The organism is Mycobacterium sp. 48b (assembly GCF_048282725.1).
Lineage (GTDB): Bacteria > Actinomycetota > Actinomycetes > Mycobacteriales > Mycobacteriaceae > Mycobacterium.
Map to the genome: position 1 here is coordinate 3,045,847 of NZ_JBLVUL010000001.1, position 25,942 is coordinate 3,071,788.

Sequence of the window (25,942 nt, forward strand, 5' to 3'; positions counted from 1 at the left end):
CCGAATGTCGGGTCGAGGAGGTTGCGTTGGGTGCTGCGAAGTACGTCGGCCGGGTAGGCGGATTGGCGGTTGCGCTCGGGGTCGGATCGGCTGTCGTGCTCGGTGGGCAAATGTTGGGTGCCCCGGTGGCCTCGGCATCGCCCGGCTCCAGCGACACGTCGTCGGAATCCCCGTCCGCGCCTGCCGCCAAGAAGGGCCCCGCCAAGGATCGGCAGAGCGCCCGATCTTCGCGGCAGGCCGCGGTACACGCAGCGATCAAGGACCGCGCGGCCAAGCTCGGTGAATCCGGCCGGCACCGGGTCAGTGCGACGACGCCGAAGTCCGACGTCGTGCAGTCGATCACCGACCGGCTGTCCGAGGCGCAGGCCAAGATCGAGGCCGGCCTGGCGCGTCACGGCGGCGACTCGGACGCGACCGGCGAGAAACCCAAGGTCGTCAAGCCCGCCGAGACTCTGAAGGGCCTCTCGTCCGCCAAGCCGAACCTGCCCCGTCCACTGCGCGACCGCACTTCGGTCCCAGCGCGTGCCGAGAACGACGAACCGGCGGCGCCGCAGGCGGTCACCGCGACGCCAGAGACCGAGACAGCGCCTGCTGCCGGCCCGGCTCCCGTCCGGAACCTGATCGAGACCGTGGTCAGCGACATCGCCCGGACGCTGGCCGGAAACTCGCCTACCGCGCCGTCGACCGATTCGCCCGCCGAGTGGGTCTTGCTGGCAGCCGCGCGTCGCGAGTTCTCCACGGCCGCCGTGTCGCCGTCCGTGAGTGCCACCGGCGGCATCGCCGCGACTCCCTCGGTCGGGATCACCGACGGCATCATCCACGGCACCACCGGGGTCACCAGTTCGAGCGGGCTGCCGCTGACCTACACCGTGATCGGCGACCCGAGTGGAGGCGGCAAGGTGCGCCTCAACTCGGCCAACGGGACCTTCACGTTCCTGCCGTACGCGACCGTCGTCGACAGCGGCGGTACCGAGAAGTTCACGGTCCTGGTCGCCGAGACCACCGCGTTCGACGCTGCGCTGCAACAGATTCCGATCGTGGGCTCGTTCGTACCGCAGGTGCTGGTGATCGTCCACCAGGTGCCTGTGGTGAGCGACCTGCTGGCGCCGCTCATCGGCGATGCCGAGATGGTGGACGTCAACGTCGACGTCGGCGAACTGGCGCCGGCGGGCACCCCGGTGGCCTACACGGTCAAGGTGACGTCCTTCGACGGCGCGCAGATCAGCATGAACTACTTCCCGGCGTCGGGCCTGCAGGAAGGGGACGAGGCGCCGACCATCTTCAGCGGCGCGGGCCTGTCCAGCGCGGGTGACACCAATCCCTACTCGGGCGGCGCCACCGGCGTCGGCACGTTCCGGGACGCGGGCTACAACGTCGTCACCTGGGATTCGCGCGGCGAGCACGACTCGGGCGGGATCCTGCAGCTGGACAATCCGTTCTTCGAGGGCCGGGACGTGTCGGCCCTGATCGATTACGTCGCCAAGCGACCCGGGATCCAGCTCGACGGGGCCAACGACCCGCGCATGGGCATGGTGGGCCCGTCCTACGGCGGCGGTATCCAGTGGGTGACCGCGGGCACCGACAACCGGGTCGACGCGATCGTCCCGACGATCTCGTGGAACTCGCTGAACAGCTCGCTCTACCCCAACGGGGCGTTCAAGACGTCGTATGCGGCGCTGCTGCTGCTGTCATTGGTGACCTCCGGTGCCAACATCAACAACCAGCTCTACAGCGGCATCTTCACCGGGGCGCTTCTCGGCATCCTGACCCCCGAGCAGCAGGCCCTGCTGGCCAGCAGCGGCCCGACCGCGCTGGTCAACAAGGTCACCGCGCCGACGCTGATCATCCAGGGCACCGTCGACGTGTTGTTCCCGCTGCAGCAAGCGATGGACAACGCCCAGATTCTCGACGCCAACGGCGTACCGGTGAAGATGGTGTGGTTCTGCGGCGGTCACGGCAACTGCGAGACCCCGCCCGGTGACAGTGCGGAGATGGTCGAGACGGCGACGCTGAGCTGGCTGGACACCTACGTCAAGCACAAGGGCGAGAATGTTGATGGCGCTCTGGCGGGCAGTATTCCCACGTTCCAGTGGATCGACCAGAACGGCGACCACTACACATCCGATCTGCTGCCGTCCGACCCCGACTTCGCCGGGACTCCGGTCACGGCGACGGGCAGCGGCGGCATGCTGGGGATCGTCCCCATCCTCGGCGGTTCGGGACCGGGGGCCGCGGGGATTCCGTTCGGGCTCGGTGACGGCACCAAGGCCGCCAACGCGGTGAACACCACGGTGACCGCGCCGTCGGACACCCCGACCCAGATTGTCGGGGCGCCCGAACTGACGATGACCTACTCCGGCATCGGCACCAGTCGCCACGTCTACGCCCAGATCGTCGACGATCAGACCGGGCAGGTGATCGGCAATGTGGTCACGCCGATCCCGGTCACCCTCGACGGCAAGGAACACACCGTCACCATTCCGATGGAGGCCGTGGCCTACACGCTGGAGCCCGGACACACCGCCACGGTGCAGATCACCAGTTCGGCCACGCCGTTCCTCAACTTCACCCAGTTCGGCGCCATCAACATCTCCGGTGTGGAGGTGTCACTGCCGACCGCGGGACCGGGGGCCAATGTGCAGCCTGCAGCAGACGCTGCCCAGGAGGTGGTCAGCGTCTAGAGCCGGCCCTCGGCCCGCAGGTCTGGATGGACCCATTCGGGTGAGCGGCGCGCCTTGAAGGCGCGGAAGCCTTCCATCGCCTCGTCCCCGCTGTAGCTGGCCTTCATGCCGATCCGGTCGTAGAGGCCCATGTAGTTGTCCAGGCTGGACTTGACCACCCCGCGGGCCCGGGGCGCGGTCCGGCAGCACTGTGCCAGTACTTCGGTTGCGGCAGTGAGTAATTCGTCGTGCGGCACGATCCGGGCGACCATGCCCCAGTCGACGGCCTCCTGCGCGCTGAGCGTGCGTCCGGTGAACATCAGGTCGCGGGTACGGACCGGGCCGATCAGGCGGGCCAGCATCTGGCTGTAGTAGGTGTCGGCGATGCCGCGGTACAACTCGGGCACCCGGAACGTGGCGCGGTCGCTCACCACGGCCATGTCGCTGCAGATCGCGATCTGCAGCCCACCGCCCTGGCACAGTCCGTTGACCGCGCTCACCACCGGCTTGACCGATTGGCGCAGGGTTTCGAACGGGGTGACGTCCATCGACAGGGCCGCACCGAAGCTCATCCAGTCGTCGACGCCGTTGCCGCCGCCGAGATCACCACCCGGCGCGAACACGTCTCCGGTACCCGTGATGAGCAGGCCGGCCAGATCCGGGTCCGCCTCGACGTGGGTGACCGCGTACCGGATGCCGAAGTACATTGCCGGGGTCATCGCGTTGCGGGCCTCGGGCCGATCCAGGGTGACCACACCGAACGGGCCCTGGCGCTCGAACTTCAGGTATGGCGTGCCGAGCCAGTCGCCTTCGGGGGGCCGTGGGGAGAGTCCCTGTGTCATGGTTGGCGACTATAACGCCAACGGTATCGGCTTCAGTTGGCCGTCTCAGTGTGTCAGGACGGCATCGATGTCGACGGCGGACGGCGCGCAGTTGCCGGCCCCGCGGACCAGGGTGGCCAGTGCTCCGGCCGCGCAGGCGCGACGCAGGGCCTGCTCGTGGCCCGTGGTCCACCCCGCGGCCAGCACCCCGGCGAACACGTCACCGGCACCGGCGGTATCCAACGCCCGGACCGCGGGGGCCTGCACGTCGAAGCGCTCGTCCTCGCCCAGGTAGCTGGCCCCTCGTGCGCCCCGGGTGATCACCAGATGCCGCACCGGCCAATGCCACTCCGCCGCCTCGGTCTCGTTCACCACCACCACGTCGACCAGTTCCGACAAGGCCAGCAGGTGATGGGCGGGTGTGCCTCCCGGCGATGCGTTGAGCATCACCACCGCCCCGGCGGCCCGGGCCAGCTTGGCCGCGGCGATCGCTGTCGCGACCGGGATCTCCAACTGGATCAGGGTCACCTCGCTCCACACGATCGCCGAGCGGGCTGCCGCGGAATCCACCTCGAGCCGTGAGTTGGCGCCCGGCGCCACCACGATGCAGTTCTCCCCGACGGTGTCGACGAGGATCGCTGCGGATCCGCTCGGGCCCGGCATGCAGGTCACGGCGTCGGCCCCGACTCCGTTGGCCTGGAGATGGCGACGCAGGATCGTGGCGGCGGGATCGTCTCCGACCGCGGCCACCAGCTCGACGTCGGCGCCGGCCCGCGCGGCCGCCACCGCCTGATTGCCGCCCTTGCCGCCGGGCGCCGAGGACAGCGACGACGCGAGCACCGTCTGTCCCGGGCGCGGCAGCGCACCGACGGTGAACGTGAGATCGGCGTTGATACTCCCGACGACGCAAACCCGCGCAGCGGCCATAGATGAAAAGGCTAACCGGGCAGAGGCGTCAGTGGCGCCTGACACGTGTCGAAGGACGTGAACAGGTCCGATACGCTGGCTAGATGAGCGTTCAGACAGAGTCTCCGGCGACTGCGGTGCCGCACGCCGATCTGCGCGACCAGGTGCACGAGGCGGCGCGTCGGGCACGTGTCGCGGCCCGAGTCCTGGGCACCCTGAGCGCCGAGACCAAGAACCGTGCGCTGCATGCCGCCGCCGACAGCGTGCTGGCCCACGTCCACGAGATCCTCGCGGCCAACGGCGCCGATGTCGAGGCCGCCCGTGAGGGCGGAACCCCGGAGTCGATCATCGACCGGTTGGCGCTCAACCCGCAACGCGTCGACGGCATCGCCGCCGGCCTGCGCCAGGTCGCCGGTCTACCCGACCCGGTGGGCGAGGTGCTGCGCGGCCGGACCCTGCCCAACGGCCTGCAGCTGCGTCAGCAGCGGGTGCCGCTCGGCGTGGTCGGCATGGTCTACGAGGGCCGGCCGAACGTCACGGTGGACGCGTTCGGGCTCACCTTGAAATCCGGCAATGCCGCTCTGCTGCGCGGTAGTTCGTCCGCGGCCCGGTCCAACGAGGCCCTGGTGACCGCGCTGCGTTCGGCACTGGCGTCGGTCGGTTTGCCCCTGGATGCGGTGCAGTTGCTGCCCAGCCACGACCGCGCCAGTGTCACCCACCTGATCCAGGCCCGCGGCCTGGTCGACGTGGTGATCCCGCGCGGGGGAGCCGGACTGATCGAGGCCGTCGTGCGCGACGCCCAGGTGCCCACGATCGAGACCGGCGTCGGCAATTGCCATGTCTACGTTCACGAGTCGGCCGACATCGACCTGGCCGAGAAGATCCTGCTGAACTCCAAGACCCGGCGTCCCAGCGTCTGCAATGCCGCCGAGACGCTATTGGTGGACAAGGCGCTGAAGGACACCGCGCTGCCCCGGCTGACCGCCGCGTTGCGCGAGGCAGGGGTCACTGTGCACGCCGACCCCACCGACGAGGAGTTGCACACAGAGTTCCTGTCGATGGACATCGCTGTGGCCCTGGTCGACGGTCTCGACGCCGCGATCGCCCACATCAACGAGTACGGCACGGGGCACACCGAGGCCATCGTGACAACGAATCTTGCTGCGGCCCAGCGGTTCACCGAACAGGTGGATGCTGCCGCGGTGATGGTCAACGCGTCCACCGCGTTCACCGACGGAGAGCAGTTCGGTTTCGGCGCAGAGATCGGCATCTCCACCCAGAAGCTGCATGCCCGCGGACCCATGGGCCTGCCCGAACTGACCTCGACCAAATGGATCGTGTGGGGAGACGGTCAGACCCGCCCGGCCTAGCCGCCGACCAGACAGAGACCAGGAGACCACATGAGCGTTCCCGCTCGCCCCGCTCCGTTGTTCGCCGACATCGACGATGTCGCGCGGCGCCTGGCGGAGACCGGATATCTGCCCGATACCGCCACCGCGACAGCGGTTTTCCTCGCCGACCGGCTCGGTAAGCCATTGCTCGTGGAGGGGCCCGCGGGTGTCGGCAAGACCGAGCTGGCCCGCGCGGTGGCCGCGACCACCGGCTCGGAGCTGGTGCGGTTGCAGTGCTACGAGGGCGTCGACGAGGCCCGCGCACTCTACGAGTGGAACCACGCCAAGCAGATCCTGCGGATCCAGGCCGGTCAGAACGCGAACGGCGGTGACTGGGACCAGACCAAGATGGACGTTTTCAGCGAAGAGTTCCTGCTGACCCGTCCGCTGCTGACCGCGATCAAGCGCACCGACCCGACCGTGCTGCTGGTCGACGAGACGGACAAGGCCGACATCGAGATCGAGGGCCTGCTGTTGGAGGTGCTCTCCGACTTCGCCGTCACCGTCCCGGAACTCGGCACGATCACCGCCGAGCGCCCGCCGTTCGTCGTCCTCACCTCGAATGCCACCCGTGAGCTCTCCGAGGCCCTCAAACGTCGCTGCCTGTTCCTGCACATCGACTTCCCGGACCCGGATCTGGAGCGCCGCATCCTGCTGTCCCGGGTGCCCGAACTGCCCGAGCACATCGCCACCGAACTGGTGCGCATCATCGGTGTGATGCGCGGTATGCAGCTCAAGAAGCTGCCGTCGGTCGCCGAGACCATCGACTGGGGCCGCACCGTCCTGGCGCTGGGGCTGGACACCATCGACGACGAGATGATCGCCGCCACCCTCGGCGTGGTGCTCAAACACCAGTCGGACCAACAGCGCGCCGCCGGCGAGCTCAGGCTGAACTAATGGTGCCCCGCCGGGTTCGACCGCCCCAGCCGCTGGCCCCGCACGGCCTGCCCGGGCATCTTGTCGAGTTCGTCGAAGCCCTTCGCGGGCAGGGAATCTCGGTCGGCCCGTCGGAAACCGTCGACGCTGGCCGGGTGATCACCGTGCTGGGACTGGGAGATCGCGAGGCGTTGCGCGAGGGCATCGCCTGCGCGGTGCTGCGGCGTCCCGACCACCGCGAGACCTACGACGCGATGTTCGACCTGTTCTTTCCGGCGGCGCTCGGCGCGCGCACCGTGCTCCCGGATGACGACGAGGGCGAGGCCGGTGAGCAGGATCGGCCCCAGCTGCCGCCCGAGGACATCGAGGCGATGCGCGACGCGTTGGTGCAGATGCTGGCCGACAACGAGGACCTGGCCAACCTCGATGACCGGATGGCGGCGATGATCGCCCGCATCGTCGAGGCCTACGGCCGCTACAACTCCAGCCGCGGCCCGTCCTACTCGTCGTATCAGGCGCTCAAGGCCATGAGCCTCGACGATCTGGAGGGCCGGCTGCTCGCCGGACTGCTCGCCCCCTACGGCGAGGAGCCCACGCCGACCCAGGAGGAGATCGCCAAAGCCCTGGCCGCCCAGCGCATCTCCCAGCTGCGCAAGATGGTCGAGTCCGAGACGAAGCGGCGCACCGCCGAGCAGTTGGGCCGGGACCACGTGCAGATGTACGGGGTGCCGCAGCTGGCCGAGAACGTCGAGTTCCTGCGCGCCTCGGGTGAGCAGCTGCGCCAGATGCGCAAGACCGTGCAGCCGCTGGCGCGTACGTTGGCGACGCGGCTGGCGGCCCGGCGCCGCCGGTCCCGGTCCGGGGAGATCGACCTGCGCAAGACGCTGCGCAAGTCGATGTCCACCGGCGGTGTGCCGATCGACGTGGTGCTCAAGAAGCCGCATCCGGCGCGTCCCGAGCTCGTGGTGCTCTGCGACGTGTCCGGGTCGGTCGCCGGATTCAGCCACTTCACCCTGATGCTGGTCTCGGCGCTGCGCCAGCAGTTCTCCCGGGTTCGGGTCTTCGCCTTCATCGACACCACCGACGAGGTCACCGACATGTTCGGGCCGGAGGCCGACCTGGCGGTCGCCGTCCAGCGCATCACCCGTGAGGCGGGTGTCTACACCCGTGACGGGCACTCCGACTACGGCCACGCCTTCGTGTCGTTCCTGGACAAGTACCCCAACGTGCTGTCTCCGCGCAGTTCGCTGCTGATACTGGGCGACGGTCGCAACAACTACCGCAACCCGGAGACGGCGCTGCTCGCCCATATGGTGTCGGCCAGCCGCCACGCGCACTGGCTCAACCCGGAGCCCAAGCACCTGTGGGGCAGTGGGGACTCCGCGGCGCCGAAATACCTCGAAACCGTCCCGATGCACGAGTGCCGCTCGGCCAAGCAGCTGGCCGCGGTGATCGACGGGTTGCTGCCGGTCTGAGCCCGCGGATCGCGTCGCCCCCGCGCCGCCGCGTTCGCGCGGGTGCCTGCGCCCGTCAACGCTCCCGTAAGCTGCCTCTTTGTGGCAAGACGGCGCAGACTGGGTGTGATGGGTGGGACGTTTGACCCCATCCACAACGGACACCTGGTCGCTGCCAGCGAGGTGGCCGACCTGTTCGATCTCGACGAGGTGGTCTTCGTCCCGACCGGCCAGCCGTGGCAGAAACACGACCGCCAGGTCAGCGCGGCAGAGGACCGGTATCTGATGACGGTGATCGCGACCGCGTCCAATCCGCGTTTCTCGGTCAGCCGGGTCGACATCGACCGGGGCGGGGCGACCTACACCAAGGACACCCTGCGTGACCTGCGTGATCTCAACGCCGACACCGAGTTGTTCTTCATCACCGGAGCCGATGCCCTGGCTTCGATCCTGTCCTGGCAGAACTGGGAAGACATGTTCTCCATGGCGAGGTTCGTCGGCGTCAGCCGGCCGGGCTACGAGCTGGACGGTGACCATATCGAGGCGGCACTGCGCGAGCTGCCGCCGGACGCATTGACGTTGGTCGAGGTGCCCGCGCTGGCGATCTCCTCCAGCGACTGCCGCAAGAGGGCCTCCGAAGGCCGGCCGATCTGGTACCTGGTGCCCGACGGCGTGGTCCAGTACGTGACCAAACGCGGGTTGTACTCCGCAGACGGGAAGGGTGAACACATCATGGAGCCGGTTCGATGAGCGCGACCGACGAGGCTGTCGCGATGGCGACGGTGGCCGCCCAGGCTGCCTCGGCCAAGCTGGCAGACGATGTGGTCGTCATCGATGTGTCGGGGCAGTTGGTGATCACCGACTGCTTCGTGATCGCGTCGGCCTCCAACGAGCGCCAGGTCAATGCGATCGTCGACGAGGTCGAGGACAAGATGCGGCTGGCCGGCTACAAGCCCGCGCGCCGCGAGGGCACTCGCGAGGGGCGCTGGACGTTGCTCGATTACATCGACATCGTGGTGCACATTCAGCACCAGGACGAGCGGGAGTTCTACGCGCTGGAACGGTTGTGGCGCGACTGCCCGACGGTTCCAGTAGAGCTCGGCGGGCCGGCGGACTCGGAGTCGGCGGAATGAGGGCGCGATGAAGGTCCGTCGGCTGGTGCTGTTGCGCCACGGCCAGACCGAGTACAACGCGGGTAGCCGGATGCAGGGTCAGCTCGACACCGAGCTGTCCGAACTCGGCCGCGATCAGGCCGCCGCGGCTGCCGAGGTGCTCGCCAAGCGGCAGCCGCTGTTGATCGTGTCCTCGGACCTCAAGCGTGCCCTCGACACCGCGGTGACCCTCGGCGATCGCGCCGGGATCGCTGTACAGGTGGACAAGCGACTGCGTGAGACGCATCTGGGGGACTGGCAGGGCTTGACCCATCAGGAAGTCGACACGATGGCCCCGGGCGCTCGCGCGGCCTGGCGCGAGGACGCGCGGTGGGCACCGCACGGCGGTGAGAGCCGGGTCGACGTGGCCGACCGCAGTCTTCCGGTGGTGACTGAACTTCTTGCCGGACAAGGGGAGTGGGGTCTGGATGGCTCGGACCGCCCAGTTGTGCTCGTCGCGCACGGCGGGCTGATCGCGGCGCTCACCGCCGGGCTGCTCGGCCTGCCGGTAGACAACTGGCCGGTGCTCGGCGGTATGGGTAACGCCAGTTGGGTTCAGCTGTCTGGACACTCGGGAGACACCGCCGACGAGTCGGATATGGATGCGATCCGGTGGCGGCTGGACGTCTGGAACGCCTCGGCGCAGGTGGCCAACGATGTCCTCTGATCGCAGGCCGGTGTTGTTGGTGTTCGCCGACTCCCTGTCCTATTTCGGCCCGACCGGTGGTCTGCCGTCCGACGATCCGCGGATCTGGCCCAACATCGTGGCCGACCAGCTGGGCTGGGACGTGGAACTCATCGGCCGGATCGGCTGGACCACCCGCGACGTCTGGTGGGCCTCGACCCAGGACCCGCGGGCGTGGGCGGCGTTGCCGCGCGCCGGGGCGGTGGTCTTCGCCACCAGCGGCATGGATTCGCTGCCGTCGCCGCTGCCGACAGCGCTGCGCGAGCTGATCCGGTATGTGCGCCCGGCCTGGCTGCGGCGCTGGGCGCGGGACGGGTACGGCTGGATCCAGCCCCGGTTGTCACCGATCTCACGATCGGCACTGCCCCCACACGTCACGGTCGAGTACCTGGAGATGACGCGCAACGCCATCGATTTCAACCGGCCGGGTATTCCGGTGGTCGCCTCGCTGCCGTCGGTGCACATCGCCGACACGTACGGCAAGGCCCATCACGGCCGCGAGCCCACGGTCAGGGCGATCACGGCCTGGGCGCAGGAGCACGAGGTGCCGCTGGTGGACCTCAAGGCCGCGGTGGCCGACGAGGTCCTCGGCGGGCGCGGCAATCCCGACGGCATCCACTGGAATTTCGAGGCCCACCGGGCCGTGGCCGAGCTGATGCTCAAAGGTCTTGCCGAAGCCGGTGTGCCACAACTGGATTCCACAGACTGACGATGGCGGTCATGGTGGTGACCGACTCGACGTCGCGGTTGCGGCCCGAGTTGTGCGAGCAGTGGGGAATCCGGCAGGTGCCGTTGCACATCCTCGACGAGGGCAGCGACTGGCGCGATGGCGTCGACCCGATTCCTTCGGCGATCTACGACCGGCCGCGGGTCACGACGTCGGGGGCCTCGCCCGCCGACCTCGCGGAGACCTATCGGCAGGCGCTGGCCGACAGCGGCGGCGACGGTGTTGTGGCAGTGCATATTTCAGCGGCGCTTTCGAGCACCTACAGCACCGCAGCAGCGGTCGCCCGCGAAATCGGACAGGCCGTTCGGGTGGTGAATTCCCGGGCGGCGGCAATGGGGGTGGGCTTCGTCTCCCTGGCCGCAGCCGAATCAGCGCGTGGCGGAGGGACACTCGACGCAGTCGAGGCGGCGGCGCGCGCCGCCATTCCGCGGGGGCAGGCCTTCATCGTGGTGCACCGGCTGGACAACCTGCGGCGCAGCGGCCGGATCGGTGCGGCGGCATCGTGGCTGGGCACGGCACTGTCACTCAAACCGCTGCTGCGTCTGGATGTGGACGGCCGGCTGGTGCTGTCGCAGCGCATCCGGACGATATCGAAAGCGCATGCGGCACTTGTCGATCAGATCGCCGACGCGGCGGGCGATCGCGCCGTCAGCGTCGTCGTGCACCACGTCGACAACGCGGACGGCGCCGAGGAGATCGCGGCCGCGCTCACCAACCGCCTTCCGAACCTGCGGTCACTGTCGGTGACGGACATGGGTCCGGTACTCGCCGTACACGTCGGTGGCGGCGCGGTCGGTGCCTGCATCACCGTCGAGGATGCTCAGGGGTAGTCCCCGAAATTCTCGACGCCGGTTTCTACCTGTGGGTTGTCTATCGGCGGCGCGCACGACCGCCAGGTGGAAAACGGCGCGGCAATGCAGTGATTGCGGCTGTGGACCTAAGAACGCATCTCCGTCCGGGGTCCGCAGCGGCGGGTGAGAAAGTCGATCTGGCGTTGGATGAAGTAGAGAGTGGGGACGGGGTAGGTCATGAAGGCCAGGTTCATGAACAGGAACTTGAAACCCACTCCGTAGAACCAGCCTTGACCGATGTTGACGAAACCCGCCCTGACCTCGGAGACGAAGTACACCACCGTGCAGGCCGAGATCATCGCGATGTGCAGGAAGCACCACCACAGGGCGCGAATACGGTCCTCGTCGGTGGTGGTGGGTCGCAAGAGCTTCAGCCACAATCCCAGGATGGTGATGCCGCTGGTGACGGCGACCAGTTCCAGGGCGAACATGTAGGGATTTGTGCCCCACCAGCGGGTGTCGGCCTGGGCGTACTGCCACCAGATCCATTGCCAGCCGGGATTGTCGGTCTCTTTCCAGGTGCCCAGGACGTTGCCGATCAGAAACGGCAGTTCGTAGGTGATCTGGCTGAATGCGGTGAACGGCAGCCACACCAGGATCAGTTCGGCTCCCTTTTCCATCGCGGTGCGGTGCTCACCCGGTGCGTCCCACAACACGACCATCGGTAGGAAAACGAACGGCAGCGTGAGGATGATGTTGGCGACTACGTCGAGGGCCAGCGTCGGCTGTAACCATCCGACCTGAACGCCGATGGTGGGGATCAACAGGAACAGCGTCTCGATCACTGTGCCAATCACGTAGATCCGGGCCCGGTGCGGGGCAAACGGGCGCCAGAAGTATTGCGGTCTGATCGGAGTCGAATGTGTCGTGGGTGTCGTCGTTGTCATCGGTGGCCTTTCGAGCGTGGTGCGCGACGATCGAAAAGTACCTTAGGTAGTAATATTGCTGTCAATAGTAAAAGTTGTATCTGCCATACTTTGGGTATGCTGATCGCATGGCAGAAGGGCTCAGGGAGCGATCGCGGGTCCGCCGCCGTGCCGCCATCGAGCGTGCGGCCTTGCGCTTGTTCGCCGAAAATGGTTATGAAGCAACTACTTTGGCGCAGATTGCGGATGAGGCCGAAGTGTCGACGCGCACCTTGACGCTGTATTTCCCGACCAAACTGGACCTGGCATTGGCGTACGGCGCGGACGCCGCACAGCGGTTGGACGAAGCGTGTGGCGGTCGGGCTCCGGGCACGTCGGTTCTGGAGGTTCTGCACGCCTGGATCGAGCGGGAAGCGGCCGAGCACGGCGAGAGCATGTCCATGCATGCGGCGATGCTGGCAGCCAACCCGATCCTGCGGGGGTCGGAGACGACGGCGGTGACTGCGGCCCGGCTCGCCGTGACGAGGGAATTCGCCGCAGATCTCGGCCGTCCGGCCGACGACCCGGTGGTGACTCTGGCGGCGGGTGCGCTGGTCGGGCTGATCTCGGCGTTGCTGGACCTGGCTGCTACCGACGCCGGCCTCGAGAGCTCTTTGCATGCGGCGACTGCGATCGTGGACGCCGTTGTGGACAGGGCTCGGGCTGTGACGAGTTAGCTCCGGTGCTTCCATGACATCCGACCCTTGACTTTCCCATCTGGAAACTGGAAGCCTACTTTCCATACAGGAAAGTGAGGAGTGGCCATGGGTGACGCAACTCCGGCCGATGCTCGCGCTGCATTGGATGCCGTCGACGACGCCACGGCGCGGGTGGCGGATGAAGTCGGGCTGCCGCGGTGGTACTGGTGGCTTCTGGCGGCGGCGTGGGTCTGCCTCGGGGTCATTGGCGATTTCGGCCCGCAGTGGCTCGCCATCGCCGCCACCGTCGGGTTCGGTATCGCTCATTCCACGATCGCGTCGCGCCGCCTGAACGGCCGCCGCAGGACCGGCCGCCTGCAGGTCAGCGCCGATACGGCCGGCCGCCGGGTTCCGGTGGTGGTGATCGGCATGCTGATCGCGCTGGTCGCCGTCACGATTGCAGCAGGATTTCTGCTGGACGCCGACGGTGCCCGTCATGCCGGAACCGCGGCCGCGGTGTTCGTCGCCGCGATCGTCGGACTGGGTGGCCCCGAGATTCTGCGAACTCTGTGCCGTTGGGCCAATGCATGACGGCGAGGCCGTGCTTCGACGAACTGATCCACCCCAGCACACGCTTGACGCTGGTGGCGACGCTGGCCGCGGCGGACTGGGCTGAGTTCTCCTATCTCAAAGAGACACTGCGACTTTCGGATTCAGCGTTGTCCAAGCAGCTGGCGATTCTGGAAAACGCGGGGTATGTCGCCACCGAGCGGCGCCTCGATGCCAGCCGGCACAAGGTGCACGCCAGGCTCACCGACGCCGGCCGGGTGGCGTTCGAGGGTCACGTCGCGGCCCTGAGGGCCATCGTCGGCGGAGCCGACGGAACAAGCATCGGCGGCGGAGCCGACGAAACGGCCATCGACGACGACGTCGCAGCGGGCGTCAGCCGGCGAACCGGCCGGTGATCGGCGGCAGATCCTTGAGCGTCACGATTCCGGGTGGGGCGGCCACCACCGCGGGCACCGCGTTGGTGACCGGCAGCGCGGTGTAGATCATGCCGAGCCCCATGAAGCCGGGTTCGGTCCAGTCCTTGGGCGGCAGGCAGTGCAGCACGGTGCGCATGTTGGGCAGTCCGAAGACCTGGATGACGTGGCCGTGCTCAAGGGGTTTCGGCGGGGTGACGTGATCGCCCATGGTCCAGTTGAAACCGACGCTGACCACGTTCTTGTCGCCGACCCAGCCGCGGTGGTAGCCGTACACACTGCCCACGGTGCCCTTGGGGATCTGCATGAAGCCCAGATCGGAATCGTCGGTGGCCGCGGTGAAGGTGACGTCGAAGGTCATCCGGTCCAGCTTGGCGCCGATGGCATCGGCCATCATCGCCGCGGATTCGGCGAACACCTCGCTCTCGCGGCGCACGCTCTCGGCCAGGCCCGGGGTGTCGGGGTCCTGACCGAATCCCATCGCCGACTGGGTGCCCGCCGATTCGTAGGTCGAGCAGTCCACCGATTCGGTGATGCGGATCTCCTCGACGCGCTCGCAGGACCCGGACAGCACCATGCCGACCATGTTCGTCATGCCCGGGTGGGCACCACTGCCGAAGATCGTGGAATTGCCGGTCTCGCAGGCCTTCCGGATGCGATCGAGGTCTTCGGGGGTCTGCTTGCCGCCGGTGATCCAGGCCGCGCTGGAACACACGTTGACCCCGGCCTCAAGCAGTGCGACGAGTTCGTCGATGTTGGGCCACAACGGGTTGTAACAGCACGCGTCGGGTTTCAGCGCGATCAGTTCCTCGATGGAGTTGGTGGCCAGCACCCCCGTGGGCTCGGGCCACCCGGCCAACTCGGCGGCGTCGAGGCCGACCTTGTCGGCGCCGTGGGCGAACACACCCACGAGCTCCATGTCGTCGCGACCGATAATCGCGTGCAGCGAGCGTCGTCCGATGTTGCCGGTGGTCCACTGGATGACCCGAATCGGCCTACCCGCTGCGGTCATGATCGCCTCCCTCGCTGAGCCCTGCGCTGGACTCTAGACACTATCGGGAACCTGTTCACCACCGGTAGGCGCACCGTCCGGCCGCCGCCCTGGCGGGAGGCACACCGCCGTCGCACAATCGAGTTATGGGGCACGCTCCGCCCCGGCGAAGCCATGAATCGAGGTCGGATCATGGACATGCTCTACGCGGTCGCGTCGGTGGGGGCCGGCGCCGTCGCCCTGTTCTGGCTCGGAATGAGCAACATCCGCGTGGTCAGACAGTACGAACGCGGCGTCGTGTTCCGGTTGGGCCGGGTCCGCGACAAGGTCAGGCAGCCCGGCCTGACGATGCTCATCCCGGTCGCCGACCGGTTGCAGAAGGTCAACATGCAGATCATCACCATGCCGATCCCCGCCCAGGACGGCATCACCCGCGACAACGTCACCGTGCGCGTCGACGCCGTCATCTACTTCAAGGTGATCGATCCCGTACGGGCTGTGGTCGACGTCCAGGACTACATGTCGGCGATCGGTCAGGTCGCCCAGACCTCGCTACGGTCGATCATCGGCAAGAGCAATCTGGACGACCTGCTGTCCAACCGGGAGCGGCTCAATCAGGGCCTGGAACTGCTCATCGACAACCCTGCGGTGGGCTGGGGGATTCACATCGACCGGGTCGAGATCAAAGATGTCGTGTTGCCGGATTCGATGAAACGGTCCATCGCTCGTCAGGCCGAGGCCGAGAGGGAACGGCGGGCCCGCGTCATCACCGCCGACGGTGAACTGCAGGCCTCGGAGAAACTGGCCGCGGCCGCCGACGTGATGGCTGCCGAGCCGGCCGCGCTGCAACTGCGGCTGCTGGAAACGGTGGTCGAAGTGGCCGCGGAGAAGAACTCGACCGTGGTGCTGCCGTTCCCGGTGGAATTGCTGCGTTTCCTGGAGCGGGTCACACCCCCACCGTCCTCCAACGGTGCGGCGGGCAGGTAATCCACAGCGCGAGATTCATCCACAGCCGGCCGGGGCCGAGGGCCGGGGAGCCCGGAACGGTCGCCATCCGCACCTACCGTCGCGGACATGGGAACCGATTTGTCGGTAGAGCGGCTTCGTCGCCTGGGCGGCGGCCGACCGGGCGGCGCAGATGATCCCGACGCCGAGGGCGACGGCGGGCCAGACCGTGACACCGCGTCCGAGAGCGCGCTGTCGAGATGGTTGCCCGATACCGCAGCGGGGCACGGCCCGGGTTGGTGGGCCGCCGTGCGTGCCGATCCCGGCCGTGCCGGGGCTCTCGGGCTGGCCGGGGTCGGGGTGCTCGCGATCCTGGTCACCGTCTTCGCCCTGATCCGCCAGCAGCCGCCACCGGTCGCCTCGGCGAATCTTCCACCGGTTCAGATGGTTTCGTCGGCAGGCCCGACACCGGCGGCCACTGCCGCGGGAGGGCAGGTGGTCGTCAGCGTGGTCGGCCTGGTGCACAAGCCGGGCCTGGTGACCCTGCAGCCCGGGGCCAGGATCGCCGATGCGCTGGAAGCCGCAGGCGGGCCGCTCGACGGGGCCGACCTGATCGGGTTGAACATGGCTCGCAAGGTCGGTGACGGTGAACAGATCGTGGTCGGCATCGACCCGCCGGCAGGCCAACCGGCGACCATGGGCAGTTCGGTCGCAGGCGACACTCCGGCGCCCTCGGGCCAACCCGGCGCCCCGGTGTCTGCGTCCGGCGCACCGAAGGAACCGGTGGACCTCAATTCCGCGACCGTCGAGGAACTCGACGCGCTGCCCGGCGTGGGCCCGGTGACGGCCGAGGCGATCGTCGCCTGGCGTGGTGCGCACGGCCGGTTCGACAGCGTCGATCAGCTCGGCGATGTCGACGGGATCGGTCCGGCGCGGCTGGAGAAACTGCGTGAGCTGGTTCGGGCGTGACGATGCGGGAGGTGCCGGCCGGGGCGGCGACGTGGCGACCGAGGGACAGCCCCTCGATCTGCGGATCGTCCCGGCCGCCCTGACCGCGTGGTCGGTGTCGGCGGCCGGCATCGTCTGGCATCCCGGTGCCGCGGCGGTGGTGGGGCTGGGTGCCGTGGGGTTGACCTGGCTGGCCGGGCGATGGGGTGGCGCGCACTCGGAAGGTACCGACAACCAATCGATCGCAGCCGCGGTGCTGGCCGTCGCGGCCGTGGCTGCCGGCTTCGCGGTAGCCGTCGGGCTACGCGTGCATCAGGTCGAGCATCACCCGATCGGCCGGCTCTACGGTGCGGCGACGACGGTCGAGGTGGTGCCCGGGGAGACACCGCGGGTGATCAACGGCGGCCGGCTGATGTTCCGCGCCGCGCTGCGTGAGGTCGATCAGGTCCCGATGTCGGGCCGGGTGCTGGTGTTCGCGCCGGCAGCTTTCGGCCGGGCCGATCCCGGGACTCCGGTGCGGTTCCGGGCCACCGTGCGACGCCCGGACCGCAAGGACCTGAGTGTGGCCGTGCTGGCGGCGTCGGACCCGCCGACGCTGGGGGAGGCCTCGGCCGTGCAACGTGTTGCGGCGCAGATACGTTCGCGCTTCGCGGAGGCGGCGCGTGCGGCGCTGCCCGCCGATCAGGCAGCCATGCTGCCCGCGCTGGTGCTCGGGGACACCTCGGCCCTCACCGCCACGACCACCGGGCAGTTCCGCACAGCGGGTCTCACGCATCTGACCGCGGTGTCGGGGGCCAACGTGACCATCGTCTGCGGCGCGCTGTTGCTGAGCGCCGCGCTCATCGGTCCGCGGGCGGCGGTGCTTCTGGCCGGGGCCGGCCTGGTCGGTTTCGTCATCGTGGTGCAGCCGTCGGCCAGCGTGCTGCGGGCTGCGGTGATGGGCGCGGTGACGCTGCTGGCGGTGTTGACCCACCGGCGGCGGCAGGCGGTGCCCGCACTGGCCGCCAGCGTGATCGTGTTGATGATCGCCGCCCCCGAACTCGCTGTCGATGTCGGGTTCGCGTTGTCGGTGTGCGCCACGGCGGGCATCGTCGTCCTCGCTCCCGTGTGGTCGGGTCGACTGGAAGCCCGTGGCTGGCCGCGCCCCTTGGCGGCGGCCGTCAGCGTCGCGGTGGTGGCCCAGTTGGTCACGGCGCCACTCGTGGCGGGGATCTCCGGAACCGTCAGCGTGGTGGCGGTGGCCGCCAATCTCGCGGTGGCGGGGGTGATTCCGCCGATCACGATCCTCGGCACCGCGGCGGCGGTGGGTGCGGGCATCTGGCCCGCCGGCGCGCAGCTGCTGATCCGCTTCACCGGGCCCGAGCTGTGGTGGCTGCTGTCGGTGGCACGGTGGGCGTCGACACTGCCCGCGGCTGCGCTGCCGTCCCCCTCTGGATGGGCCGGTGTGGTGTCGGTGGCATCGGGCGGAGTGGCGTTGACGGTGCTGTGGCGGCTGCGCTGGGTACGTCGCGGGCTGGCCGTGTCGGCGTTGGGCCTGCTGGCCTGGGCGCTGGCGGGCCAGGTGCTCGGAGCTGTCGGGTCGGCGTGACACGATCATCGGTGTGAGTGAACAGATCGACGGTCTGCACCTGGTTCTGGGCGATGAGGAACTGCTCGTCGAACGAGCGGTCGGGACGGTGCTGCGGGCGCTGCGCCAGCAGGCCGGGTCTGACGACGTCCCGGTCGACCGGATGCGGGCCGGCGAGGTCAGCACCAGCGAGCTCGCCGAACTGCTGAGCCCGTCACTGTTCGCCGAGGAACGCATGGTGGTGCTGGAGGCCGCGGCCGAGGCGGGCAAGGATGCCGTGGCGCTCATCGCCTCGGTCGCAGCCGATCTGCCGCCGGGCACCGTGCTGGTCGTCATCCACTCCGGTGGTGGCCGGGCCAAGGCGCTGGCTGATCAGCTGAAAAAGCTTGGCGCACAAGTGCATCCGTGCGCCAAGATCACCAAGCCCGCCGAGCGGGCGGATTTCGTGCGTGCCGAGTTCCGCGCACTGCGGGTCAAGGTGTCCGACGACACGGTCAGCGCGGTGCTCGATGCGGTCGGATCGAACATCCGTGAGCTCGCCGCGGTGTGCTCACAGCTGGTGGCCGACACCGCCGGGGAGGTCGACGCGGTCGCGGTGCGTCGCTATCACAGCGGTAAGGCCGAGGTGAAGGGCTTCGACATCGCCGACAAGGCGGTCACCGGCGATGTCGCCGGGGCTGCCGAGGCGTTGCGGTGGGCGATGCTGGCCGGTGAGCCGCAGGTGGTGTTGGCCGACGCGCTGGCCGAGGCTGTGCACACGATCGCGCGGGTGGGTCCGCTGTCGGGGGATCCCTACCGGCTGGCCGGTGAACTGGGGATGCCGCCGTGGCGGGTGCAGAAGGCGCAGAAGCAGGCGCGCCGATGGTCGCGTGACTCGGTGGCCGAGGCCATGCGGGTGGTCGCCACGCTCAATGCAGACGTAAAGGGCGCAGCGGCGGATGCCGACTACGCCCTTGAAACAGCGGTACGCCGGGTGGCGGAACTCGCCACCCGGTGAACCGGGAAAACTACTGCGGGTTGAACCCGAGGATCAGAGCTTGTTCAGCGCCAGGGCCAGAGCCGACTTCTTGTTGGCGGCCTGGTTGGCGTGGATGACGCCCTTGCTGGCGGCCTTGTCGAGCTTGCGGCTGGTCGCCACCAGCAACTCGGCGGCCTTGTCCTTCTCGCCCGCCTCGACGGCCTCGCGGAAGCTGCGCACAGCCGTACGCAGCGACGACTTCACGGACTGGTTACGCAGCCGACGACGCTCGTTGGTGAGGATGCGCTTTTCCTGCGACTTGATGTTGGCCACGTAAAAATTCCTTCGTAGTTCTCTAGCTGGGGTTACCGAAGTCTGGGTGCGCACACCCGCACTGCGGGCAGCGACTGTTCAGGGTACCAGCGAGAGGTCTGAACTCCCAAAGCGGTGCAGCGGAAACGTCGGGTGCAGACGTCCGGTTTTTCCACCCTAATACCACCTCAACCGCCCTTTGGCCTGCCGAAACGGGCTGGGTCATTGACCCGGCGAAACCCGGCCAGGTGCGGCAGCATGATGAGGGTGAGCCTGAGAACTGTCCGTGCGCAAGGAGCCGACTCGAACGGGTCGAGGTCGGCCGGCCAACGTGCCGCTTCGGCACGCCGCGTCAAACATCAGGGCATCTTCGACGGCTACAACCAGCTGGGCCGGTACTCGGAGGCGTTCGACGAGATGTTCGACGCCGCCGGCAACGTCCGTGGCCCCTACAAGGGCATCTTTGCCGAGCTTGCTCCGTCGGATGCGTCGGAGCTGCGCTCACGCTCGGACGCGCTGGGCCGGGCATTCATCGACCAGGGCATCACGTTCTCGCTGTCCGGGCAGGAGCGGCCGTTCCCGCTGGACCTGGTGCCGCGGGTGATCTCGGCGGCCGAATGGTCGCGGCTGGAACGTGGCATCACCCAGCGGGTCAAGGCGCTGGAGATGTACCTCGACGACATCTACGGCGAGCAGGAGATCCTGCGCGACGGCGTCATCCCGCGCCGGTTGGTGACCTCGTGCGAGCACTTCCACCGCGAAGCCGCGGGCATCGTCCCGCCCAACGGGGTGCGCATCCACGTCGCGGGCATCGACCTGATCCGCGACGACAAGGGCGACTTCCGGGTGCTCGAGGACAACCTGCGCTCGCCGTCGGGGGTGTCCTACGTGATGGAGAACCGGCGCACCATGGCGCGCGTCTTCCCGAACCTGTTCGCCACTCATCGGGTGCGCGCCGTCGGCGACTACTCGTCGCACCTGCTGCGGGCGCTGCGCAACGCCGCACCCACCAACGTCGCCGATCCCACCGTCGTGGTGCTCACGCCCGGTGTCTACAACTCGGCGTACTTCGAACACTCGCTGCTGGCCCGTCAGATGGGCGTCGAGCTGGTCGAGGGCCGCGACCTGTTCTGCCGCGACAACGCCGTCTACATGCGCACCACCGAAGGCGAGCGCCAGGTCGACGTGATCTATCGCCGCATCGACGACACCTTCCTGGACCCGATGCAGTTTCGCCCCGACTCGATGCTCGGGGTGGCCGGCCTGCTCAACGCCGCCCGCGCGGGCAACGTGGTGATCTCCAGCGCGGTGGGCAACGGGGTCGGTGACGACAAGCTCGTCTACACCTACGTGCCGACCATCATCGAGTACTACCTGGGGGAGAAGCCGATCCTGGCCAACGTCGACACCTACCGCTGTTGGCTGGAAACCGAACGCGAGGAGGTGCTCGACCGGATCGACGAACTCGTCATCAAACCGGTCGAGGGCTCGGGCGGGTACGGCATCGTGTTCGGCCCGGATGCCTCGGACAAAGAGCTCGCGGCGATCGCGAAGAAGATCCGCGCCGACCCCCGCGGTTGGATCGCCCAGCCGGTGATGCAGCTGTCCACGGTGCCCACCCAGATCGACAACAAGCTGGCGCCCCGGCACGTGGACCTGCGGCCGTTCGCGGTCAACGACGGCAACGACGTCTGGGTACTGCCCGGCGGCCTGACCCGGGTCGCGCTGCCCGAAGGGTCGTTGGTGGTCAACTCCAGTCAGGGCGGCGGGTCGAAGGACACCTGGGTGCTGGCGTCGCGGACGTCGGCGGCCGACCGCGAGCTGGCCGCGGCCGAGGTGGTGCGGTCGCTGCCCAAATCCGCCAAGGGGCCCAAAGGCAATGGCGCGCCTGAGGGTTCGTCGTCGCAGCAACAGCAGTAGGGGGTGGGAGTAGATGCTCGCGCGCAATGCCGAGTCGCTGTACTGGATCGGACGTTATGTGGAACGGGCCGACGACACTGCACGCATCCTCGACGTCACGGTGCATCAGCTGCTGGAGGACTCCAGCGTCGATCCGGATGTCGCCTCGCGGACACTGCTGCGGGTGCTCGGGATCGAGCCGCCCACGCGTCGACTGGACGTGTGGTCGTTGACCGACGTCGTGGCGTTCAGTCGCGACAGCGGCGGCAATTCGATCGTCGACTCGATCTCGGCGGCGCGCGAGAATGCCCGCGGTGCCAGGGAGGTCACCTCGACCGAGATCTGGGAGTGCCTCAACACCACCTACAACGCGCTGGCCGAGCGGGAGCGCGCGGCCAAACGTCTGGGCCCGCATGAGTTCCTGTCGTACGTCGAGGGCCGTGCGGCGATGTTCGCCGGGCTGGCCGACTCGACGTTGAGCCGCGATGACGGCTACCGCTTCATGGTGCTGGGCCGTGCGATCGAACGCGTCGACATGACCGTGCGGCTGCTGCTGTCGCGGGTCGGGGACAGCGGGTCGTCGCCGGCGTGGGTCACGTTGTTGCGCTCGGCCGGGGCCCACGACACGTACCTGCGTACCTACCGCGGCGCGCTGGACGCCGGCCGTGTGGTCGAGTTCATGCTGCTGGACCGGCTTTTCCCGCGGTCGATCTTCTATTCGCTGCGGTTGGCCGAGCACAGTCTCGACGAGTTGCTCAACCGGCCGCACAGCCGGCTGGGGGCCACCGCCGAGGCGCAACGCCTTCTGGGCCGGGCCCGCAGCGAGCTGGAGTTCCTGCAGCCGGGTGCGCTGCTCGAATCTCTGGACGCCCGGCTGGCCGGGCTGCAGAAAACCTGCCGCGATGTCGGAGAAGCGTTGGCGCTGCAGTACTTCCACTCCGCGCCGTGGGTGGCCTGGACGGATGCCGGGCACGGGGATGCGGTCGTGATCGAGGAGGGTGAAGTTTAGATGTGGCGGCTACGGGTGGTGCATTCCACGGGATACGCCTACAAGTCGGCGGTGACCGCGTCCTTCAACGAGGCCCGCCTGACACCGCGTTCGGATTCGCGCCAGAACGTGATCCTGAACCGCGTCGAGACCATCCCCGCCACCAGGTCTTATCGGTATGTCGACTACTGGGGTACGGCGGTGACGGCATTCGATCTGCACGCCCCGCACACCGAATTGGAGGTCTCGGGGTCCTCAGTGGTCGAGACCGAGGTCGCGGAGAAACCCGAGGAGTTGGTCGGCTGGGATGATCTGCGCTCGGAGGCCGTGATCGACCGGTTCGACGAGGTGCTCAGCCCGACGCATTACACGCCGGACAGCAAGCGCATCGCCCGGGTGGGACAACGGATCGCCAAGGATCACGACCCGTTCGAAGCCGTCGGGGCGGTGGCGCAGTGGGTACGCAGCGAGCTCGACTACGTGCCGGGGACCACCGGGGTGCACTCCTCCGGCCTGGATGCCCTGCGCGAGGGCAAAGGGGTGTGCCAGGACTTCGCCCATCTTTCGCTGATCATGCTGCGGTCCATGGGGATTCCGGCCCGGTACGTCTCGGGTTACCTGCATCCGTCGCACGAGGCGGTGGTGGGGGACACGATCGACGGGCAGAGCCACGCCTGGATTCAGGCGTGGACCGGCGGCTGGTGGCACTACGACCCGACCAACGACGCGGAGATCAACGAGCAGTACGTGAGTGTCGGCGTGGGCCGGGACTACTCGGATGTGGCCCCGCTCAAGGGGATCTATTCGGGCGAGGGGTCGACGGATCTCGACGTGGTCGTGGAGGTCACCCGACTGGCCTGACAGCTCACAGCGCGCGGTAGCCGGGGTGGGCGTGTGCTGCCGATCAGGTGGCCGGTTTCGTGCACACCCCCGGGTGAACCTGGACGCGGTGCAGGTCGTCGCCGAGTTCGATCTGACGGTCGAACACCGATGCGGCCAGCGCTCGCCAGTCGTCCTCGGAGCCCGCGGCGATCCCGGGCACGTAGTGCGTGAGGATCAGGATCCCGACGCCGGCGCGGGTGGCGGTGGCGGCGGCCTCCTGCACCGAAGAGTGATAGTCGCAGATATCCCGAATTCGTTGCTGCGGAAGCAGATCGATCAGATCTTTGCGAATAACCGTGTGTATCAGGGCTCCTGCACCGGCGGCCAGGGCATCCAGGGTGGGACACGGCACAGTGTCGCCGGCCGCCACCACCGAGGCCCCGCCGTGTTCGATCCGGAAGGCGATGGTCGGTGTCACCGGTCGGTGATCGGTCGGGGCGACCCTGATGTGCACATCGCCGTGGTCCCACACCACCCCGTCGGTGTATTCATGGACCTCTACTCGCGGTGGGCCGGTGAGGTCGGCGTGGTGGGCGATGCGGTAGCCGATGTCGTGCCCGAACGCCCGGAGCGTCGCATCGACCACCTCCGCGGTCCCCGGCGGACCGATGATCGGCAGGGCAGGCGCCTCGGGGGTGAACGTGCTGACCCAGCGGGTGACGATGACGTCGCCCAGGTCGGCGATGTGATCGCTGTGCAGATGTGTCAGCAGGAGCGCGCTGGGCTGGTTGGCGCCCGAGCCGACGGCGGCCAGACGCTGCAGGACCCCGCGACCGCAGTCGATCAGAAACATCTGGCCGCCCGCGCGCACCAGGGTTGACGGACCCGCCCGCTCTGGATCAGGGATCGGGCTACCGGTGCCGAGCAGCGTGACCTCGATCATGGCCTCATTCCTACTCGTCCCAGGCCAAACAGGCGTGGCTTCTTTCTTACTGGCCGTCCCCGACCTAGCCTTATGTGAGGTGGATCACGATCGGAGGCTGCCGATGCGAATCGCGGACGTGCTGAAAAACAAGGGCACGGCGGTGGTGACGATTTCCCCGGAGACCACGGTGACGGAGCTGCTGGCCGGGCTGACCGAGCTGAACATCGGTGCCATGGTGGTGATGGGTCCCGGTGGTCTGGCCGGCATCGTCTCCGAGCGTGATGTGGTGCGCAAGCTGCACGAGCGGGGCAGCAGCCTGTTGGCGCAGCCCGTGTCGGAGATCATGACCACGGTGGTGGCGACCTGTACGCCGCGCGACACGGTGGACCATCTGAGTGCGCTGATGACCGAGAACCGGGTGCGCCACATCCCGGTGCTCGACGGTGGCCGGCTGGCCGGCATCGTCAGCATCGGCGACATCGTCAAGACCCGGATGGAAGAACTGGAGGCCGAGCAGGAACAGCTGCAGGCCTACATCACCCAGGGCCGATGAGCGCTCCGAACGACGTTTCTCACGCGAACTCGGTGTGAGACGTGTGCGATGGTGGATGAGTGGCCGCCGTCGATGTCCGTCCCCCGAACAAGTCTGACGTGAAGCGGCTCGCCGCAGTCCTGGGCCGGGCCTTTCACAATGATCCGGTGATGTCATGGCTCCTGGCCGACGACACCCGTCGCGCCAAGGGGCTGCCGCGGCTGTTCGCGGCGATCACCCGCCATCACTTTCTGGCCGGAGGCAGTGCCGAGGTGGCCGTTCGTGACGGCGAGATCGGCGCGGCAGCGTTGTGGGATGGTCCCGGCCGCTGGAAGCAGACCCCGGGTGAAGAGCTGCGCATGCTGCCCACGATGGTGCTGGCATTCGGCCGCGACATGCGACGGGGCCAGCAGGTCGTCGAGCTCATGAAGCAGCATCACCCCGAGGAACCGCACTGGTATCTGGCGGTGATCGGCAGCGACCCCGCGGTGCGTGGCGGGGGCTTCGGGCACGCCCTGATGCGATCGCGCCTCGATCGGGTGGATGCCGAACATGCTCTGGCCTATCTGGAGTCGAGCAACCCCGACAACGTTCCGTATTACATGCGATTCGGGTTCGAGGTCACCGGGGAGATCGTGCTGCCCGACGGTGGACCCACGATGACGCCGATGTGGCGGGCGCCGCGGTAGTCAATCCCGCCTTTCATTCGAATACGCCGGACATCTGCAGGATCAGCAGCACGCCAACCGCGGCGAACACTGCGACCAGCAGCACCAGCGCGATGATCGCGGTGACCGACGTGGTAGCGCGGTCATGGTTCAGGAGTGCCCGCTGACGCCGATTTGATGCATCGGCTTGCTCGTCGCGTGCGGCAATCACCCAGCATGCCGGCTGTTACAGTGCGGGGGCCGACCAACAGGGGAATCCGGTGAGAAGCCGGGACTGACGCGCAACGGTATGAGGCACTGCCTCGAGTCCGATCGCCTGTGGCCGGGAATGACCCGTTG

At 68.1% G+C, this 25,942-nt stretch carries 28 protein-coding genes and 1 riboswitch; of the genes, 21 read left to right on the plus strand and 7 right to left on the minus strand.

The window, feature by feature from the left end:
- The first annotated feature begins 26 nt into the window (after positions 1-26).
- The gene (locus ACNQR1_RS14835; RefSeq protein WP_418046974.1) at positions 27-2,681 is read left to right on the plus strand and encodes a CocE/NonD family hydrolase; all 2,655 of its coding nucleotides are present in this window, start codon (positions 27-29) and stop codon (positions 2,679-2,681) included.
- On the opposite strand, the gene ACNQR1_RS14840 is transcribed toward ACNQR1_RS14835, so the two are convergent.
- Positions 2,678-3,502, minus strand: coding sequence for an enoyl-CoA hydratase/isomerase family protein (locus tag ACNQR1_RS14840; protein WP_418046975.1), 825 nt, complete (start codon positions 3,500-3,502; stop codon positions 2,678-2,680). The genes ACNQR1_RS14835 and ACNQR1_RS14840 overlap by 4 nt on opposite strands.
- A 45-nt stretch (positions 3,503-3,547) precedes the next feature.
- Complete coding sequence (locus ACNQR1_RS14845) at positions 3,548-4,408, minus strand: ribokinase (protein WP_418046976.1); 861 nt, start codon at positions 4,406-4,408, stop codon at positions 3,548-3,550.
- 83 nt (positions 4,409-4,491) lie between these two features.
- On the opposite strand from ACNQR1_RS14845, the gene ACNQR1_RS14850 reads away from it, so the two are divergent.
- The 8 genes from ACNQR1_RS14850 to ACNQR1_RS14885 all read left to right on the plus strand — a co-directional run bounded on the left by ACNQR1_RS14850 (position 4,492) and on the right by ACNQR1_RS14885 (position 11,501).
- Positions 4,492-5,757 (plus strand): glutamate-5-semialdehyde dehydrogenase, encoded by a 1,266-nt coding sequence (locus ACNQR1_RS14850; RefSeq protein WP_418046977.1) that lies wholly within the window; start codon positions 4,492-4,494, stop codon positions 5,755-5,757.
- Between the two features lie 30 nt (positions 5,758-5,787).
- On the plus strand, positions 5,788-6,675 hold the full coding sequence (locus ACNQR1_RS14855; protein WP_044522897.1) for an AAA family ATPase: 888 nt from the start codon (positions 5,788-5,790) through the stop codon (positions 6,673-6,675).
- Positions 6,675-8,129, plus strand: a complete 1,455-nt coding sequence (locus ACNQR1_RS14860) for a vWA domain-containing protein (RefSeq protein WP_418046978.1) — start codon at positions 6,675-6,677, stop codon at positions 8,127-8,129. Before ACNQR1_RS14855 ends, ACNQR1_RS14860 begins: the two co-directional genes overlap by 1 nt.
- Positions 8,130-8,210: 81 nt before the next feature.
- Positions 8,211-8,858: a nicotinate-nucleotide adenylyltransferase gene (gene nadD, locus ACNQR1_RS14865; RefSeq protein WP_418046979.1), complete on the plus strand. Its 648-nt coding sequence runs from the start codon at positions 8,211-8,213 to the stop codon at positions 8,856-8,858.
- On the plus strand, positions 8,855-9,241 hold the full coding sequence (gene rsfS / locus ACNQR1_RS14870; RefSeq protein WP_418046980.1) for a ribosome silencing factor: 387 nt from the start codon (positions 8,855-8,857) through the stop codon (positions 9,239-9,241). The genes nadD and rsfS overlap by 4 nt, the downstream gene beginning before the upstream one ends.
- A gap of 7 nt (positions 9,242-9,248) precedes the next feature.
- Positions 9,249-9,926, plus strand: coding sequence for a glucosyl-3-phosphoglycerate phosphatase (gene gpgP, locus ACNQR1_RS14875; protein WP_418046981.1), 678 nt, complete (start codon positions 9,249-9,251; stop codon positions 9,924-9,926).
- Positions 9,916-10,653, plus strand: coding sequence for a diglucosylglycerate octanoyltransferase (gene octT / locus ACNQR1_RS14880; RefSeq protein ID WP_418046982.1), 738 nt, complete (start codon positions 9,916-9,918; stop codon positions 10,651-10,653). Before gpgP ends, octT begins: the two co-directional genes overlap by 11 nt.
- A gap of 2 nt (positions 10,654-10,655) precedes the next feature.
- Positions 10,656-11,501 carry a DegV family protein gene (locus ACNQR1_RS14885; RefSeq protein WP_418046983.1) on the plus strand — a complete coding sequence of 282 codons (846 nt, stop codon included), beginning with the start codon at positions 10,656-10,658 and terminating at the stop codon, positions 11,499-11,501.
- A gap of 107 nt (positions 11,502-11,608) precedes the next feature.
- On the opposite strand, the gene ACNQR1_RS14890 is transcribed toward ACNQR1_RS14885, so the two are convergent.
- Positions 11,609-12,319: an emopamil-binding protein gene (locus tag ACNQR1_RS14890; protein ID WP_418046984.1), complete on the minus strand. Its 711-nt coding sequence runs from the start codon at positions 12,317-12,319 to the stop codon at positions 11,609-11,611.
- A 197-nt stretch (positions 12,320-12,516) separates the two neighbouring features.
- On the opposite strand from ACNQR1_RS14890, the gene ACNQR1_RS14895 reads away from it, so the two are divergent.
- From ACNQR1_RS14895 to ACNQR1_RS14905, 3 genes are all read left to right on the plus strand, one after another.
- The gene (locus tag ACNQR1_RS14895) at positions 12,517-13,104 is read left to right on the plus strand and encodes a TetR/AcrR family transcriptional regulator (RefSeq protein WP_418046985.1); all 588 of its coding nucleotides are present in this window, start codon (positions 12,517-12,519) and stop codon (positions 13,102-13,104) included.
- A gap of 87 nt (positions 13,105-13,191) precedes the next feature.
- Entirely contained in the window at positions 13,192-13,656 is a 465-nt protein-coding gene (locus ACNQR1_RS14900; protein ID WP_418046986.1) for a hypothetical protein, read from the plus strand.
- On the plus strand, positions 13,653-14,030 hold the full coding sequence (locus ACNQR1_RS14905; RefSeq protein WP_418046987.1) for a transcriptional regulator: 378 nt from the start codon (positions 13,653-13,655) through the stop codon (positions 14,028-14,030). Before ACNQR1_RS14900 ends, ACNQR1_RS14905 begins: the two co-directional genes overlap by 4 nt.
- Here the strand turns inward: ACNQR1_RS14905 and ACNQR1_RS14910 are convergent.
- The gene (locus tag ACNQR1_RS14910) at positions 14,008-15,060 is read right to left on the minus strand and encodes a dihydrodipicolinate reductase (RefSeq protein ID WP_418046988.1); all 1,053 of its coding nucleotides are present in this window, start codon (positions 15,058-15,060) and stop codon (positions 14,008-14,010) included. The genes ACNQR1_RS14905 and ACNQR1_RS14910 overlap by 23 nt on opposite strands.
- Positions 15,061-15,231: 171 nt before the next feature.
- On the opposite strand from ACNQR1_RS14910, the gene ACNQR1_RS14915 reads away from it, so the two are divergent.
- The 4 genes from ACNQR1_RS14915 to holA all read left to right on the plus strand — a co-directional run bounded on the left by ACNQR1_RS14915 (position 15,232) and on the right by holA (position 19,496).
- Entirely contained in the window at positions 15,232-16,026 is a 795-nt protein-coding gene (locus ACNQR1_RS14915; RefSeq protein ID WP_418046989.1) for an SPFH domain-containing protein, read from the plus strand.
- A gap of 87 nt (positions 16,027-16,113) precedes the next feature.
- On the plus strand, positions 16,114-16,953 hold the full coding sequence (locus ACNQR1_RS14920) for a helix-hairpin-helix domain-containing protein (protein ID WP_418046990.1): 840 nt from the start codon (positions 16,114-16,116) through the stop codon (positions 16,951-16,953).
- Positions 16,934-18,520 (plus strand): ComEC/Rec2 family competence protein, encoded by a 1,587-nt coding sequence (locus ACNQR1_RS14925; protein WP_418046991.1) that lies wholly within the window; start codon positions 16,934-16,936, stop codon positions 18,518-18,520. Before ACNQR1_RS14920 ends, ACNQR1_RS14925 begins: the two co-directional genes overlap by 20 nt.
- A gap of 25 nt (positions 18,521-18,545) precedes the next feature.
- Positions 18,546-19,496 carry a DNA polymerase III subunit delta gene (holA, locus tag ACNQR1_RS14930; protein ID WP_418050373.1) on the plus strand — a complete coding sequence of 317 codons (951 nt, stop codon included), beginning with the start codon at positions 18,546-18,548 and terminating at the stop codon, positions 19,494-19,496.
- A 33-nt stretch (positions 19,497-19,529) separates the two neighbouring features.
- Here the strand turns inward: holA and rpsT are convergent, their stop codons facing one another.
- On the minus strand, positions 19,530-19,790 hold the full coding sequence (gene rpsT, locus ACNQR1_RS14935; protein ID WP_044522939.1) for a 30S ribosomal protein S20: 261 nt from the start codon (positions 19,788-19,790) through the stop codon (positions 19,530-19,532).
- A 396-nt stretch (positions 19,791-20,186) separates the two neighbouring features.
- Here rpsT and ACNQR1_RS14940 point away from each other — a divergent pair, with 396 nt between their 5' ends.
- The 3 genes from ACNQR1_RS14940 to ACNQR1_RS14950 are packed head-to-tail and all read left to right on the plus strand — an operon-like array spanning position 20,187 to position 23,517.
- Positions 20,187-21,689: a circularly permuted type 2 ATP-grasp protein gene (locus ACNQR1_RS14940; RefSeq protein ID WP_418050374.1), complete on the plus strand. Its 1,503-nt coding sequence runs from the start codon at positions 20,187-20,189 to the stop codon at positions 21,687-21,689.
- Positions 21,690-21,702: 13 nt separating this feature from the next.
- Entirely contained in the window at positions 21,703-22,677 is a 975-nt protein-coding gene (locus ACNQR1_RS14945; RefSeq protein ID WP_418046992.1) for an alpha-E domain-containing protein, read from the plus strand.
- A complete protein-coding gene (locus ACNQR1_RS14950) occupies positions 22,678-23,517 on the plus strand; it encodes a transglutaminase family protein (RefSeq protein WP_418046993.1) in 840 nt (279 codons plus the stop codon).
- 43 nt (positions 23,518-23,560) lie between these two features.
- Here the strand turns inward: ACNQR1_RS14950 and ACNQR1_RS14955 are convergent, their stop codons facing one another.
- On the minus strand, positions 23,561-24,421 hold the full coding sequence (locus ACNQR1_RS14955) for a ribonuclease Z (RefSeq protein ID WP_418046994.1): 861 nt from the start codon (positions 24,419-24,421) through the stop codon (positions 23,561-23,563).
- A 103-nt stretch (positions 24,422-24,524) separates the two neighbouring features.
- Here ACNQR1_RS14955 and ACNQR1_RS14960 point away from each other — a divergent pair, with 103 nt between their 5' ends.
- Positions 24,525-24,956 (plus strand): CBS domain-containing protein, encoded by a 432-nt coding sequence (locus ACNQR1_RS14960; protein ID WP_029109692.1) that lies wholly within the window; start codon positions 24,525-24,527, stop codon positions 24,954-24,956.
- A gap of 59 nt (positions 24,957-25,015) precedes the next feature.
- Positions 25,016-25,624, plus strand: coding sequence for a GNAT family N-acetyltransferase (locus tag ACNQR1_RS14965; protein ID WP_418046995.1), 609 nt, complete (start codon positions 25,016-25,018; stop codon positions 25,622-25,624).
- Between the two features lie 13 nt (positions 25,625-25,637).
- Here ACNQR1_RS14965 and ACNQR1_RS14970 read toward each other — a convergent pair whose 3' ends face one another.
- Positions 25,638-25,814, minus strand: coding sequence for a hypothetical protein (locus ACNQR1_RS14970; RefSeq protein WP_418046996.1), 177 nt, complete (start codon positions 25,812-25,814; stop codon positions 25,638-25,640).
- Positions 25,810-25,942, plus strand: a riboswitch (cobalamin riboswitch). Its footprint overlaps the gene before it by 5 nt.

Coding starts and splice junctions, on each gene's coding strand:
- ACNQR1_RS14840 (WP_418046975.1), bottom strand. CDS start 3,502: ATGACACAGGGACTCTCCCCACGGCCCCCCGAAGGCGACTGGCTCGGC.
- ACNQR1_RS14845 (WP_418046976.1), bottom strand. CDS start 4,408: ATGGCCGCTGCGCGGGTTTGCGTCGTCGGGAGTATCAACGCCGATCTC.
- ACNQR1_RS14850 (WP_418046977.1), top strand. CDS start 4,492: ATGAGCGTTCAGACAGAGTCTCCGGCGACTGCGGTGCCGCACGCCGAT.
- ACNQR1_RS14855 (WP_044522897.1), top strand. CDS start 5,788: ATGAGCGTTCCCGCTCGCCCCGCTCCGTTGTTCGCCGACATCGACGAT.
- ACNQR1_RS14860 (WP_418046978.1), top strand. CDS start 6,675: ATGGTGCCCCGCCGGGTTCGACCGCCCCAGCCGCTGGCCCCGCACGGC.
- rsfS (WP_418046980.1), top strand. CDS start 8,855: ATGAGCGCGACCGACGAGGCTGTCGCGATGGCGACGGTGGCCGCCCAG.
- gpgP (WP_418046981.1), top strand. CDS start 9,249: ATGAAGGTCCGTCGGCTGGTGCTGTTGCGCCACGGCCAGACCGAGTAC.
- octT (WP_418046982.1), top strand. CDS start 9,916: ATGTCCTCTGATCGCAGGCCGGTGTTGTTGGTGTTCGCCGACTCCCTG.
- ACNQR1_RS14885 (WP_418046983.1), top strand. CDS start 10,656: ATGGCGGTCATGGTGGTGACCGACTCGACGTCGCGGTTGCGGCCCGAG.
- ACNQR1_RS14895 (WP_418046985.1), top strand. CDS start 12,517: ATGGCAGAAGGGCTCAGGGAGCGATCGCGGGTCCGCCGCCGTGCCGCC.
- ACNQR1_RS14900 (WP_418046986.1), top strand. CDS start 13,192: ATGGGTGACGCAACTCCGGCCGATGCTCGCGCTGCATTGGATGCCGTC.
- ACNQR1_RS14905 (WP_418046987.1), top strand. CDS start 13,653: ATGACGGCGAGGCCGTGCTTCGACGAACTGATCCACCCCAGCACACGC.
- ACNQR1_RS14910 (WP_418046988.1), bottom strand. CDS start 15,060: ATGACCGCAGCGGGTAGGCCGATTCGGGTCATCCAGTGGACCACCGGC.
- ACNQR1_RS14915 (WP_418046989.1), top strand. CDS start 15,232: ATGGACATGCTCTACGCGGTCGCGTCGGTGGGGGCCGGCGCCGTCGCC.
- ACNQR1_RS14920 (WP_418046990.1), top strand. CDS start 16,114: ATGGGAACCGATTTGTCGGTAGAGCGGCTTCGTCGCCTGGGCGGCGGC.
- ACNQR1_RS14940 (WP_418050374.1), top strand. CDS start 20,187: ATGTTCGACGCCGCCGGCAACGTCCGTGGCCCCTACAAGGGCATCTTT.
- ACNQR1_RS14945 (WP_418046992.1), top strand. CDS start 21,703: ATGCTCGCGCGCAATGCCGAGTCGCTGTACTGGATCGGACGTTATGTG.
- ACNQR1_RS14950 (WP_418046993.1), top strand. CDS start 22,678: ATGTGGCGGCTACGGGTGGTGCATTCCACGGGATACGCCTACAAGTCG.
- ACNQR1_RS14955 (WP_418046994.1), bottom strand. CDS start 24,421: ATGATCGAGGTCACGCTGCTCGGCACCGGTAGCCCGATCCCTGATCCA.
- ACNQR1_RS14960 (WP_029109692.1), top strand. CDS start 24,525: ATGCGAATCGCGGACGTGCTGAAAAACAAGGGCACGGCGGTGGTGACG.